Genomic DNA, 13,172 nt, shown 5'->3' with positions numbered 1-13,172 from the left:
ACTCGCCGGGGCCCTGCCGGGTGTCAGTACGGTTCGCCGGACCGGTCGGTAATCTGCTGGTTCGACTATAGGAAATTGATCGTCATAGCGAATAACGCATTCACGACCAAGGGATAGGGAATGGCAAAGCTTGTGCCCCTCACGCTGGTCGAGCGGTTCCTGCAGGGCTTGGAAACATCCCCGGACCGTCCCGCCGTGCGGATCGGATCGGAGCTCGCCACCTACCAGCAGGTGCACGACACGGCCATGCGCTGGGCGGGGTCGCTGGTGGCGAACGGCGCCCCCCGGGCGGTGGGAGTCCTGGCGGGCAAGAGCATCACCTCCTATGCGGGCCTGCTGGCCGTCCTGTACGCGGGCGCCACGGTCGTCCCGTTGCAGCCGGGCTTTCCCACCGAGCTCACCCGTCGGATGATCAGGGTGGCCGAGCTGGACACCCTGATCGTGGACGAGCGGGGACTGGCCGTCCTGCCGGAGATCACCGATCAGGAGAGGCCCCTTCGAGTCCTCGACACCGGTGGCTTCGCCGACGGGTTTCCGACCGTTCCGGTGGCGTCCCATCCGGAGTTCACGGCGCCCGTCCAGGTGACCCACGCGGACCGGGCGTACGTTCTCTTCACATCGGGTTCGACGGGGATCCCGAAGGGGGTCCCCGTTTCGCACGGCGGGTTCGCGCACTATTTCGACCAGCTTTTCAGGCGGTGCGACTTCGGACCGCAGGACGTGCTCGGCCAGACCTACGACCTCAGTTTCGACCCCGGTATCCACGACGTGTTCGCCGCCTGGGGTGCAGGTGCGACGATCCAGGTGGTGCCGCCCTCGGCGTACCGGGATCTCCCGGCGTTCGTCGCCGAGCACGGGATCACCATCTGGCACTCCACGCCGAGCGGCATCTGGATGGCCAGGGAGATGGGCGGGTTGGAGAAGGGCGCGCTCGGCGGCCTGAAGTGGTCGATCTTCGGCGGGGAGGCCCTGCGCTGCCAGGACGTCGAGGACTGGCTGGCGGCTGCGCCGGGATCCAGGCTGGAGAACCGCTACGGGCCGACCGAGCTCTCGATCGGCATCTCCTACCACCGCTGGGCCGGCGAGGAGTCGGTGAAGCGAGGCATCAACGGGACCGTGCCGATCGGGAGGGTGCACGCGGGCCACGACTTCCGGCTGGTGACCGAACACGGGGAGCAGTCCCCCGAGGAGGGTGAGCTGTGGGTCACCGGCCCGCAGCTGATCGCCGGCTACCTCGATCCGGCCGACGACGAGGGCCGGTTCGTCGACTTCGACGGCCGGCGCTGGTACCGCACAGGTGACCGGGTACGCGCGAATCCGGACGGCGAGCTCGCCTACGTCGGCCGCATGGACTCGCAGGTGAAGGTGCACGGGTGGCGCGTCGAGCTGGCGGAGGTCGACCATCTGGTCCGCGAGTGCGACGGGGTGCGCGACGCGGTCACCGTCGCGCGGGCCACGGCCCACGGGACGGAGCTGGTCGTGTTCTACACCGGCGCCGAGGTTCCGGAGTCGACGTTGGCCGACGCCATGCGCGCCGTGCTGCAGGCCAGCACACTGCCGCGCCGGTACATCCACCTGGACAGGTTCCCGCTGAATTCCAACCGGAAGGTCGACCGACTGGCACTGCGCAAGCGGGCCGAGAATCTGCCGGATTGATCGAAGCGTCGGCCGGGAGGGGTGCAGCGGGAGGACGGCGCCCCTCCCTCCGCCGATCAGGAGGAATTGAACGATGGCCGGATACCGGCGCACGGCCGAAGAGGCGGAGAGGTTCCACAAGCACGGCATCGACCTGACGGTCTACCGTCAGCGCGACCCGTCCGCGACGGTCGTCCGCGTGCATGTCGAGCGAGGGCACTTTCAGGAGTTCTACAATGTGAGAAGTTCCTACATCTATTACGTCATCGCCGGTCGAGGGGTGTTCTACCTGGACGGCGAGGCGGTGGAGGTCGGCGCCACCGACCTGGTCACGGTCCCGCCGAACACCCGCATCCACTACTTCGGCGCGATGGAGATGGTCCTGACCGTCGCACCGGCGTTCGACGACCGGGACGAACGGCATGTCCGGTTCATCGACGAAGGCGAGGGCCCTGGAGCCGAGTAGGCCCGCCGTTGTCCGTGCCCGTCTGGTGGGGATGGGCACGGACTTGGCGGCTGGCGGCAGGTGGTGGCGGGTGGTCAGGCATGTAGCCCCTGGAGTCGGAGGAGGAGGGCGGCGACGTCGCTGGCGTTGATGGCGCCGGTGGCGTCGAGGGCGGTCTCCCAGGCCGGGTCGGTGCAGATCAGCAGGGGGCCGTCGGCGGCCGAGTCCGGGAGGCGGCCGTGCGAGCCGCGGACCCAGGACGGGTCCAGCGGGACGACGTTCATGGTGTGGCGCAGGCCGAGCTTCTTGCGCGCCAGTCCGAGTGCCGCCCTGGCCTTGGCCAGTCGGTCCGCCGGGTCGAAGAACAGCTCGGCCGGGTCGTAGCCGGGCTTGCGGTGGATCTCGACGGACCGGGCGAAGTCGGGGGCGTGCGCGTCGTCCAGCCAGTAGTAGTAGGTGAACCAGGCATCGGGCTCGGCCACCGCGACCAGTTCGCCGGAGCGGGGGTGGTCGAGGCCGTAGCGGGCCTGCTCCGCCCGGTCGAGGACCTCGTCCACGCCCGGCAGTCGGAGCAGGTGGTCGCGCACCTTCGGGAGGTCGGCCTCGTCGGGGACGTAGACGTGGGCGACCTGGTGGTCGGCGACGGCGAAGGCCCGCGAGGTCCACGGGTCCAGGTACTCCATCCCCGCCTGGGTGTACACGTCGAGCCAACCCTCCCGGCGCAGCTCGCGGTTGATGTCCACCGGCCGGCTCGCCGGGGTGATGCCGTACTCGCTGAGCGCGACCACGGTGGCGCCCTCCGCCTCGGCCTGGTCCAGCAGCGGTGCCAGCTCCGCGTCGATCGCCCGGGCGGCGGCCAGCGCCTGCCGGGAGTTGGGGCCGAAGCGCTGCAGGTCGTAGTCCAGGTGCGGGACGTAGACCAGCAGGAGGTCGGGGCGTTCGGTGCGCAGGATCCGGCGGGCCGCGGCGATGATCCACCGGCTGGAGGCCAGTCCGGCGGTCGGTCCCCAGTACTGGAACAGCGGGAACGGGCCGAGCTCCTCGGTGAGTTGGTCGCGCAGCGCGGGTGGCCGGGTGTAGCAGTCGGGCGACTTCCGGCCGTCGGCGTGGTACACCGGCCGCGGGGTGACCAGCAGGTCGGTCGAGGCGCCCATGGCGTACCACCAGCAGATGTTGGCCGCCCGGTAGCCGGGCTGTCGGGTGCGGGCGGTCTCCCACACCTTCGGCGCGGTGACCAGCCGGTTGTGCTGGCGCCACAGGTGGATCTCGCCGAGCTCCCGGAAGTACCAGCCGTTCCCGACGATTCCGTGCTCGGCCGGCAGCCTGCCGGTGAGCAGCGTGGACTGCACGCTGCAGGTCACCGCGGGCAGGACGGTGCGCAGCGGCGCGTGGCCGCTGCGCCGGGCCAGCCGGGCGAGGTTCGGCAGGTGCGGGAGCAGTCGCGGTGTCAGCCCGACCACGTCCAGCACGATCACCGGCTTCAACGGTTCACCGTCCCGTCCGTGGTCCGGAGCGTCGATGCGTTCGCCAACTCGCTCTTCGCCCAGCGGAGTTCCTCGGCGATCCCGGCGACGATGTCGGTCGCGGCGCCGGTCCCGGCGCCGGGCAGGACGGGCCAGGTGTAGGTCTCGACCTCGACCACCGTCCGGTCGCGGACGGCCGCCACGGCCGCCACCGTCGCGCGGAGCACGTCGGTCGTGCTGCGCAGCGGGGCCGGCGGCGCGGCGTGCAGCGGGACGTGGAAGTGCACCCGCCAGGGGCCGCGGGCGGGCAGTGTGTCCAGTGCCTGCGGCAGGTCGTCCGCGGCGAGCACCTGTCCGGAGGTGTCCGACTCCCTGACCTGGTGCAGGTAGCGCGGTTCGGCGTAGTCGGCGAGCGCGCGGCGCGCGGCCGGGTCGGCGGGGTCGTCGACGTGCAGCGCCGCCGAGGCCTGGACCTTGACCACCGCGAGGCCGGCCCGTTCGATCGAGGCCACCGTCTGCGCCGGGTCTGCGAAGGAGACGGCCAGGTGGCAGGTGTCCAGGCAGAGGCCGATGTGCTCCGGGTCCACCCGGGGGGCGAGCCAGCGCACCGCGTCCGCGACGGTGTCGAGGACACAGCCCGGTTCCGGTTCGACGGCCAGCCGGATCGGGCGGCCGGCGCGCGCGGAGACGGTGCGCAGGGTGTCCTCGGTCCGCCGCAGGGCCTGCTCGGCGGCGTGGTCGGCGGCGGTGGACCAGGGCCGGCGCCAGGCCAGCGGCAGGGTGGAGAGGCTGCCGTCGTCGGCGTCATCGGGCAGCAGTCCGGCCAGCACGGCGGCGCAGTCGGCGGTGTAGCGCTCCCGGGCGGGCTCGGTCCAGTCGGGGCGGTACACCGCGTGCTTGACCACCGGCTGGTGGAACCCTCCGTAGGGGAAGGCGTTCAGGGTGACGACGGCGAGGTCGCGGGCCGTCAGCTCGGCCCGCAGCCGGCGGAGCAGGGCCGGGTCGGCGGCCAGTTCCGCCGCCGTCCCGGCCGCCAGCCAGAGGCCGAGGCCGAGTCGGTCGAAGCCGGTGCGCTCGCGGATCGGGGCCGCGAAGGCGTCCAGTTGGCGGAGGATGCCGGGCAGGTCCTCCGCCGGGTGGACGTTGGTCGAGTAGCAGAGCCTGGTCATGACCCGCCCCGCTGAACGGAGTTGCCCGCGGCGGAGACCGCGTCGGCGGCGGGGGCGGCCTCGTCGAGGACGAGGTGCCCGCTGCGGCGGTAGAACTCGATCGGGTTCTGCCAGAGCACGGTGTCCACCTCGGCCGGGGTGAAGCCGGCCGCCAGCATCGCCCGGCCGACCCGGTACGGCGTGAGCGGGTCCGAACGCCCCCAGTCGGCCGCCGAGTTGACCAGGATACGGGCCGTGCCGTACTCCTTGAGCACGGCGACCATCCGGTGCTCGTCCATCTTGGTGTCCGGGTAGATGGAGAAGCCCAGCCAGCAGCCGGAGTCCGCGACCATCGGCGCGGTGACCTCGTTGAGGTGGTCCACCAGGACGGTCCTGGGGTCGGTGCCGGACTCCCGGACCACGGCGAGGGTGCGGGCGGTGCCGGCCTTCTTGTCCCGGTGCGGGGTGTGCACCAGCACCGGCAGGCCGTGTTCCACCGCGAGCTGCAACTGCAGCCCGAACGCCTCGTCCTCGGCCCTGGTCATCGAGTCGTAGCCGATCTCGCCGACCGCGACCACGCCGTCCTTGCCGAGGTAGCGCGGCAGGACGTCCAGCACCTCGGCGCAGCGGGGGTCGTTGGCCTCCTTGGGGTTGAGGGCGATCGTGCAGTTGTGGCTGATGCCGAACTGGGAGGCGCGGAACCGCTCCCAGCCGATCAGGCCGTCGAAGTAGTCGGTGAAGGAGCTCAGGCCGGTGCGGGGCTGGCCGAGCCAGAAGGCGGGTTCGACGACGGCCCGGACGCCGGCCTCGTGCATGTTCCGGTAGTCGTCGGTGGTCCGGGAGGTCATGTGGATGTGGGGGTCGAAGATCCTCATCGCCGGCTGTCCTCCGCCCGCGGCGGTACGAGTGCCATCAGCACCGTCATTCCGAGCAGGGCGCGCAGGTCGGGGGTGATCTCCCGCCCCGCCGCCAGCCGTTCCTCGGCCAGGTCGCGGGCCATCCGCAGCAGTTCGGAGTCGGTGCGGGCGACCAGGTCGGCGACCGCGGGCAGCGTCACTCCGGTGAACAGGCACTTCACCACGCCCTGCCGCCACTGCGCCTGGTCGAGGTGGTCGGCCGCGAACCGGCCCATCGCCGCGGCGATCAGACGCGGGTCGTTGGTGCGCAGCGCGTCGGCGACCAGCTCCAGTCCGAGGTCCACCAGGGAGTCCGGCAGCAGGGGGAGCGCGCGCAGGACGCCGCGCCGCTCGGCGTCGTCGCCGTGCCGGTAGAGCCGTCCGACCTCGGCCTCCAGGGCGTCGGAGACCAGCACTTCGGAGAGCACGGCGAGCAGCCGGGCGCGGGCCTGGTCGTCGACGGTGCCGAAGACCAGGCCCTGCGGGTCGGTCTCCGGCCGGACCGGTACCCGGCCGACCGCTCGGCCGACCAGCGGGAAGTCGTCGTGGATGGCGGCGGGCCGCTGCCGGATGCGCCGCTCGGCGCCGGCCAGCCACCGGCTCTCCAGACTGTGGACGATCGCCACCGGACTCCCTCCGTGGGTGCCGGCGGAAAGCCAGGGGTGGTCCTCTCGGTACGCCATGATCAACGGTCTCCGATCGTGGATGACAGCGGTGCACCCGTATGCACCTGCTGAACGGAAACGGTCTCCCGGGCCTGGCGGAGTGCTGCCATGGCCCGTTGTGCGGTCTGTGGTGCGGCGTGGCTGTGCCGGGGCAGTTCGACGGCCGCGACGCCGGTGTAGCCGGTCTCGTCGAGGGCGGCCAGGGTGGCCGCGAGGTCGAGCCGCCCCTGTCCGAACTCCAGGTGCTCGTGGATCCCCGGGAGCATGTCGTCCAGTTGGACGTTGACCAGGTGCCGGCCCGCGCGGCGGATGCAGGCGGCCGCGTCGGCCGGCTCCACGGCGACGCAGTGGCCGACGTCCAGGGTGATGCCGAGCAGGTCGGGCTCACCGAGCTCCCGGCGCAGGTCGAGGGCCTGGTCGAGGTGCTGGACGACCATGCCCGGTTCCGGTTCGAGGCCGAGTCGGACGCCGCGGCGCTGCGCCTCGGCCAGCACCGGGTCGAGGTGGTCGATCATCCGGCGGCGGTTGGTGGGCGGGTCGGTCCCCGGCTCGGCGGTGCCCGACCAGAAGGACACGCAGTCGGCGCCGAGCGACTCGGCGATCCGGACGGCGCGCACCAGGAAGTCGATCCGTGGCCGGGCCGACTCCGAGACCAGGGTGGGGTGGTGCTTGCGGTGCGGGTCGAGCAGGTAGCGCGCGCCGGTCTCGACGACGCAGCGTAAGCCCAACTCCGCTAGCAGACTGCCGAGTTGCTCCGTCTCCCGGGCCAGGTCGGGCCCGTACGGGTCCAGGTGGTGGTGGTCGAGGGTGAGGCCGGTCGCGGTGTACCCGAGGTCGGCGATGACCCGTAGCGCGTCGGCGAGCCGGTGGTTGGAGAATCCGTTGGTGCCGTAGCCGAGGGCGGGCGCGGTCATGTCGGGCTCCGCCGGGTGGCGAGGCGGCGGGCCGGTGCCAGGGCCGACAGCACCAGTGCGGCGGTCGGCAGCGAACCGCGCCGCGCGCACAGGGCGGCCTGCAGGGGCACCATGCCGTGGATCCCGGCGATGGTGGCGGTGCGGACGGCCGCGGCCGTGGACGGGGTGGCGTCCGCGGCGAGTTGTGCCCGGCCGGTGGTGCCCGCGTAGCTGAGCGCGCAGAGCCCGGCCGCCGCGCGGTGCAGACCGGAGGGTGCCCGGCCCGCGCAGCTCAGGGTGGTGGCGGCGAGGGTGGTGGCCAGGGCCAGCCGGCTGTCGCCGCGGCGTCCGCCGTGCACCTCGCCCCGGGACAGCGCGGTCACCCCGAAGGTGTGCGCGGCCATCGCGAGGGCCGGCGTGCGGGCCGCCGTCCAGCGCCCGGCTCCGGCGCCGAGCAGCACGTCCAGGGCTCGGCAGGCCGCCATCGCGGCGGGCGCGGCCGGGGTCGGCTTCAGCACGGTGTTGTAGGCCCAGACCGCCCCGGCGAGCGGGACGGCGATCCGCAGCGCGTCGGAGCCGCCCGCGAGGGCGGCCAGCGCCAGCCCGGCGCCGCTGAGCCCGGCGGCCGCGGTGAGGGCCGCCGCCGGGGCGATCCGGCCGGACGGGATCGGACGCTCGGGCCGCTCGGCCGCGTCGAGTGCCCGGTCGGCCCAGTCGTTCAGGGCCATCCCGGACCAGTACAGCGCCACCGAGGCGAGCGGCAGTGCGAGCCGCCGGCCCCGCAGCGGCCGGCCGGCCGCCGCCGCCCCGGCCGCGGTGTCGCCGAGGACGGTGAGCGCGGCCGGCGCCCGGAGCAGCTCGGCCCAGGCACCCGCGGCGCCCCGGCCGGGCGCGGTGCTCATTGGGCCACCGCGATCCGCCGCGCCCAGGCGGCCAGCTGCTGCTCCTGCTGGGCGAGCCGGTGCTCGTCGCTGCCGAGCGGGTCCTTGAAGAAGAAGGCCAGTGCGCCGAGCGGTCCGGACTCCCCGGCCCGGTGGGCGCCCGCCACCAGCCGGGCCAGGTCGAGGACCAGCGGCGCGGCCAGGGCCGAGTCGTAGCCGTCCCAGGTGAGTTGCAGGCTCATCCGGGCGCCGAGGAAGCCCTCGAAGGAGACGTAGTCCCAGGCGACCTTGCGTTCGCCGAGGTCCGGTACGTGGTCGATGTGCAGCGGTGCGGTGGCCTCCGTGCCGATCAGGGCGGCCAGGCCGCGGGTCTTGGCCGCCAGCTTGCCCTCGGCGCGCCCGTCCCGGCCCAGGTTGGCGCCGTCGCCGCCGCCGAGCAGGTTGGTGCCGGACCAGGACCGCACGCTCAGGCCGCGGGCGAGGAACATCGGTGCCAGCGCGCTGCGCAGCAGGGTCTCGCCGGTCTTGCCGTCGCAGCCCGCATACGGCAGACCCCGGCGGTCGGCCGGTTCGGTGACCGCCGGGATCCGCAGACCGGGCGAGGGGGTGAAGTCGACGTACGGACAGCCGGCCGAGAAGGCCGCGTAGGCGGCCAGCGCACCGGCGGGGAGCACCCGGCGGCCCGGCTCGGCGAGGGCGCGCGCCAGGGCGGCCGGGTCGGTGTGCTCGGGCAGCGCCGTGACCGGCGGCTCGGTGGAGGAGACGTTGACCACCACGACCCGCTCCAGGTTCCGGCTGCGCCGGAAGTCCTCGATGTCGGAGGCGAGTCGCCCGACCGCTTCGGCCTGGCTGCCCGTGTCGTCGGTGGGGTCGTAGCCGGGCCGGATCTCCCGGTCGGCCGCCTGGAGGTCCTCGGCGACCGCCGCCGGGAGCCATCCGGGCAGCACGCCGGCGTCGGCGAGGTCCTCGGCCCGCTTGGCCAGCGGCGTGTGGACGATGTCGTGACCGCCGGTCACCAGGTCGGACCAGCCGGGGAAGGCCGCCTCGTCGAGCTCCAGCCGCTCGCTCACGCAGCCGGTGGCCGGGACGAGCCCGGCCCGGAAGGCGGCGAGACCGCAGACGGCGGTGGTGGCGACGGACCCCCGTGCCCCGATCAGCCACAGACCGGTTCTGCCTGCCATTTCTGCAACTCCTTCGTGTCAGAGGTGATATGACGTCACGTCAACCGGTCGACGGCCGGTCCCAGCCCTCCCAGCGCCAGAGCCGCCCGCTGCCCGCCTTGGCCTCGACGCCGTGGTCGGTCATCTCGAACCGGCCGAAGTCCAGGATCAGCAGCGCGCCGTCGCCGGCGGCGAACCCGACGTCGATCGGCCGGTGCAGCCGCGGGCCGGCCGGCAGGCCGGCGGTGGACCAGTCGGCGGGGTCGACCAGCAGCAGGTCGCGTCCGAGCTGCGGGCCGCCGGACGGCATCGTCATCGGGGCCTCGTCGCCGAACAGGGTGACCACCAGCCGCCCGGCGAGCGGCGAACTCGGCGGGGCGACGGCGAACTTGGTGGCCGCCACGTGGGACTCGAAGTCGAGCACCGGTTTCTCGGGGGTCGGCAGCCGGTCGTGGTCGGCCAGCAGGAAGGTCGGCTGCGGGCCGCGCTCGGGGCGGAACACCGGGTCGGTCACCGGAACTCCGCCGACGAAGTCCGGCCACCCGTACCAGGCGCCCTGGCGGACCTCGAACAGAAGGTCGGGGGCGTTGCCGATCGGCCGGCTCCCCCGGTCGTCGGCGCCCTGGTCGACCGCGAGCAGCCGCCCGTCCGGGAGGAATCCCAGCCCGAAGGCGTTGCGCAGGCCCCAGGCCACCAGCTCCAGGTTGCCGCCGTCGAGGTCGCAGCGCATCACCGCCGCGGTACACGGCAGCCCGGCCGGCACCTGCTGCCCGGGCTTGGTCGCGGTACCGAACGGGGCGAAGGCGCCGGTGGTGGTCCGCGCGCCGGGCTCACCGGCCAGCGGGTCGTCGGTGGTGACGTTGACGCCGGTCAGCACCACGTCCAGACCGGGGATGTCGTACGAGTGCGGCAGGCGCCCCAACCAGCCGATCTCGTAGGCGTCCAGCCCGATGATCCCGAGGTTGGACATCGCCCCCTGGGCGAAGTACAGCTTGCCGTCGGGGCCCGCGACGGCCATGTCGAGGTGGTAGTTGCCGGGCCCGGGCATGCCCTCGACGATGGCCCGCCGCTCACCGTCCGGGCCGATCCGGGTGATCCGGCCGGCGCCGCCCTCGGAGGCGTAGAGGTACCCCTGGTGCCAGAGCAGTCCGGTCACCGGGCCGGCCAGGCCGTCGGCCAGCAGCACCCGCTCCGAGGTGCCGGCGCCGGGGGTCAGCCGCCAGATCCGCCCGCCCGGGGCGGCGCCGCCGAACGGGAGTCCGGACTCGGCCAGATACACCCCGCCCTCGTCGTCGAAGGCCAGGCTGGTCGGGAAGTCCAGCCCATCGGCCACTACGTTCGGTGATAATGTCATGACCCCTCCACGGAACTCACCACGGGAATCCGTCCGCCGTCGATTACGGTCGGCAACGGTGGATGTGTAGCAGTGTCCACGAAGCATGGTCAAGAACCGCCCGGGGCTTGGGCAGCAGCCAGACGACCACCGGGGAGACGGGTGACCCGGCAGGTCAGATGGGGTGGATCAACCCCGGGAAGCCAGCGTGGCGGGGCACCGAAGGGCCCGGGTACACCGCACGGCGCGAGAAGTCGGAGGCGCTCGCGCGCAGCTGCGGCGGGGCTCGCGACGAAGCCGCCCGCGGCCGGGTGGGCAGGCGTCGCGGGTGGTCCGGGGCTCAGCCGGTCGGCTTTTCCGTCACGCTCGGTAGTCCGGCGCTCTCCTCTCCGACGATTGGCAGACGGTCGTCGGGGCGGGCATCCACTCCCTCCCCGACGACCGCGAGCCGTCGAGGTTACGGGGGTGCCTCGACGCCGGATTTTTCGGTCCGGCACTGGATAGTCGGCACCGGGCGCGCGGAATCGACATCCCCCGGGGAAGGGAGTTCGGGAAATTCTCCGGCGGCCGCCGAACAGCCGGGAGGCACAGCCGGAGCGCACAGCCGGAGGGCACCTCGGAGACGCCCGCACGACGCTCATCGGCGCGCACGCGTCACCGCCGACGGCAGCGCGCGCCACGGGCGCCGGAAACGCGCGCACGACGGCCACCGGCACGGCGGGGATGCCGGGCCGGTGGCCGTCGTGGTGAAGTCGCTACGGACGAACGAGCGGTGGAGCCTGTGCGGTCGGTCGGATCAGAGCGAGTACGCGATCAGCTCGGGCACCGCCGCGGAGCCCGAGAGCCCGGGGGCGCCCGCCGGGACCAGCAGCAGGTTGCCGCTCACGGCCGGGAAGCCGTTGATACCGGCCTTTGCGGTGGACTTCCAGAGGAGTTCACCGGTGGAGGTCCGGTAGCCGAAGATCTGGCCGTCGTAGGTGGCGGTGAAGACCACGTCGTTGGCCACGGTGGCGGCGCCCAGCGCCATCTGCGGCAGGTTGCGCTGCCAGAGGACCTTGCCGGTGGCCGCATCGGCCGCGGTGAGGCCGCCCCGGCCCTTGGTGAAGTCGGGCAGCCCGAACCCGCCGGTGGCGCTGAGCGTGTTGGGCTCGTCGACCCACGGCACGAACAGGCGCCCGTCCGCAAGCGCCATCGGGGTCTCCACGCCGCCGAGGACGCCCGGCAGCACGGTGACGGGCTCGGCCGGCAGCGGGCCCTCGTCGTTCAGGTGGGTGCCCACCGAGAGGGTCCACAGCGGGGTGCCGTCGTCGGCCCGGTACGCGAAGGCCTTGCCCATCTTGCCCGCCACCAGGACGACTTCGGTGCGCACCCCGCCGACCTTGGCGGTGGTGATGATCGGCGAGTCCTGGAGGTCGTAGTCACGCAGGTCGTGCGGGGCCGTCTGCTGGTACCAGAGCAGCTTTCCGGTGCTGCTGTCGAGCACCACCAGGCAGTTGGTGTAGAGGTTGGGGCCCGGCCGGCTGCTGCCGTTGGGGTACTCCGGGGTACCGGGCATCGGCGAGGGGTTGCCGACGGACAGGAAGATCCGGCCGTGGCTGTCGACGGCCGGCGCGTACCAGAGGCCACCGCCGCTGTTGATCTCCGGGTGGCCCCACAGGTCACCGTCCTTGACCGTGTTGAAGTCCCACTTCGGCGCGCCGGTGGCGGCGTCCAGCGCGTAGACCGTCCCCATGGAACCCGGCACGTACCGGCCGAAGGTGCTCGGGACGGTGCTGACCACGACGGTGCCGTCGTAGACCTGGGGGGCGACGTCGATACCGCCCTGGCCGGCGGCGATCAGCTCCCGCGTCCACACCGTCCGGCCGGTCTTCGCGTCCAGCGCGAAGGCGCCGGTGAACGTCGTCCCGAAGAGCAGGCCGTTCGCGTAGGCGACGCCGTTCGGGCCGACCGAGGGGCTGTTGAACTCGTGCTTCCAGCGGACCTTCCCGGTCTCCTTGTCCACCGCGGTGACGCCCGATTCGAGGTTGATCAGGTAGACGGTGTCGCCGACCACGATCGGGTTGGAGGCCATCCGGCCGGCGAAGGTGGGCTTGCCGTCCAGCGGCAGCCGCCACTTGACCTTGAGGTCCTTGACGTTGTGGGAGTTGATCGGGGTCCGGGTGGTGGCCCTGGTGTTGGCCAGGTCGCCGTTGGACAGGGCCCAGTCGTGCCGGCTCCTCCCCAGTTCGGCGGTGTCCGCGGCCGAGGCGGTCGTCGGGCGTGCATCGGCGAGGGCGGGGCCGATCACCAGGGAGAACACGGCCACGGCCGTGAGCCCGATGCGGCGGGGTGTGAGCCGTTTGCGCCGCACCCGCGACCGGCTGTTCGAGAACCTGCTGACGATCACATCAACTCCGTTTCCGCCCTGTGCCGCCGGTCGGCGCCGGGCTGTCGGGAAAGGTGGCACCGGCCCGGGGCGCAGGGGCCCGGGCCCACGGGCGGGCGCCGGTCGGGGGTCGTGCACCGCGCACCGCGCACCGTGTGCAGCGCGCGGCGTGCAGCGCAAGCACCGCGCTCACCGCACGAGTTGCACCCACTGCACGAGCTGCACGCACTGCACGAGTTGCCCGCACCCCGCGGACGCCCACCCGTCGGACCCGACCGGACCCGACCG

General features: G+C 73.0%; 11 protein-coding genes. 2 read left to right on the top strand and 9 right to left on the bottom strand.

Annotated features, from left to right (window positions below):
- The first annotated feature begins 120 nt into the window (after positions 1-120).
- Together ACIGZJ_RS14225 and ACIGZJ_RS14220 are read left to right on the top strand one after the other, a co-directional pair.
- On the top strand, positions 121-1,656 hold the full coding sequence (locus ACIGZJ_RS14225; RefSeq protein WP_396457445.1) for an AMP-binding protein: 1,536 nt from the start codon (positions 121-123) through the stop codon (positions 1,654-1,656).
- Between the two features lie 73 nt (positions 1,657-1,729).
- Entirely contained in the window at positions 1,730-2,101 is a 372-nt protein-coding gene (locus ACIGZJ_RS14220; RefSeq protein ID WP_396457444.1) for a cupin domain-containing protein, read from the top strand.
- Positions 2,102-2,175: 74 nt separating this feature from the next.
- Here the strand turns inward: ACIGZJ_RS14220 and ACIGZJ_RS14215 are convergent, their stop codons facing one another.
- The 9 genes from ACIGZJ_RS14215 to ACIGZJ_RS14175 all read right to left on the bottom strand — a co-directional run bounded on the left by ACIGZJ_RS14215 (position 2,176) and on the right by ACIGZJ_RS14175 (position 12,824).
- Entirely contained in the window at positions 2,176-3,564 is a 1,389-nt protein-coding gene (locus ACIGZJ_RS14215) for an alkaline phosphatase family protein (RefSeq protein WP_396457443.1), read from the bottom strand.
- A complete protein-coding gene (eboE, locus tag ACIGZJ_RS14210) occupies positions 3,561-4,712 on the bottom strand; it encodes a metabolite traffic protein EboE (protein ID WP_396457442.1) in 1,152 nt (383 codons plus the stop codon). Before eboE ends, ACIGZJ_RS14215 begins: the two co-directional genes overlap by 4 nt.
- Positions 4,709-5,566 (bottom strand): TatD family hydrolase, encoded by an 858-nt coding sequence (locus ACIGZJ_RS14205; RefSeq protein WP_392932382.1) that lies wholly within the window; start codon positions 5,564-5,566, stop codon positions 4,709-4,711. Before ACIGZJ_RS14205 ends, eboE begins: the two co-directional genes overlap by 4 nt.
- Positions 5,563-6,213, bottom strand: coding sequence for an EboA domain-containing protein (locus tag ACIGZJ_RS14200; RefSeq protein ID WP_396457441.1), 651 nt, complete (start codon positions 6,211-6,213; stop codon positions 5,563-5,565). The genes ACIGZJ_RS14205 and ACIGZJ_RS14200 overlap by 4 nt, the downstream gene beginning before the upstream one ends.
- 59 nt (positions 6,214-6,272) lie before the next feature.
- On the bottom strand, positions 6,273-7,166 hold the full coding sequence (locus tag ACIGZJ_RS14195; protein WP_396457440.1) for a sugar phosphate isomerase/epimerase family protein: 894 nt from the start codon (positions 7,164-7,166) through the stop codon (positions 6,273-6,275).
- Complete coding sequence (locus ACIGZJ_RS14190) at positions 7,163-8,047, bottom strand: SCO3242 family prenyltransferase (RefSeq protein WP_396457439.1); 885 nt, start codon at positions 8,045-8,047, stop codon at positions 7,163-7,165. Before ACIGZJ_RS14190 ends, ACIGZJ_RS14195 begins: the two co-directional genes overlap by 4 nt.
- Positions 8,044-9,207: an inositol-3-phosphate synthase gene (locus tag ACIGZJ_RS14185; protein ID WP_396457438.1), complete on the bottom strand. Its 1,164-nt coding sequence runs from the start codon at positions 9,205-9,207 to the stop codon at positions 8,044-8,046. Before ACIGZJ_RS14185 ends, ACIGZJ_RS14190 begins: the two co-directional genes overlap by 4 nt.
- A gap of 40 nt (positions 9,208-9,247) precedes the next feature.
- Positions 9,248-10,519 (bottom strand): PQQ-dependent sugar dehydrogenase, encoded by a 1,272-nt coding sequence (locus ACIGZJ_RS14180; protein ID WP_396457437.1) that lies wholly within the window; start codon positions 10,517-10,519, stop codon positions 9,248-9,250.
- A gap of 796 nt (positions 10,520-11,315) precedes the next feature.
- Positions 11,316-12,824, bottom strand: a complete 1,509-nt coding sequence (locus ACIGZJ_RS14175; protein WP_396457436.1) for a PQQ-binding-like beta-propeller repeat protein — start codon at positions 12,822-12,824, stop codon at positions 11,316-11,318.
- Between the last annotated feature and the right edge of the window lie 348 nt (positions 12,825-13,172).

The sequence above is a fragment of the Kitasatospora sp. NPDC052868 genome, assembly GCF_044547105.1.
Classification (GTDB): domain Bacteria; phylum Actinomycetota; class Actinomycetes; order Streptomycetales; family Streptomycetaceae; genus Kitasatospora.
This window is presented reverse-complemented; position numbering and strand designations above follow the sequence as displayed.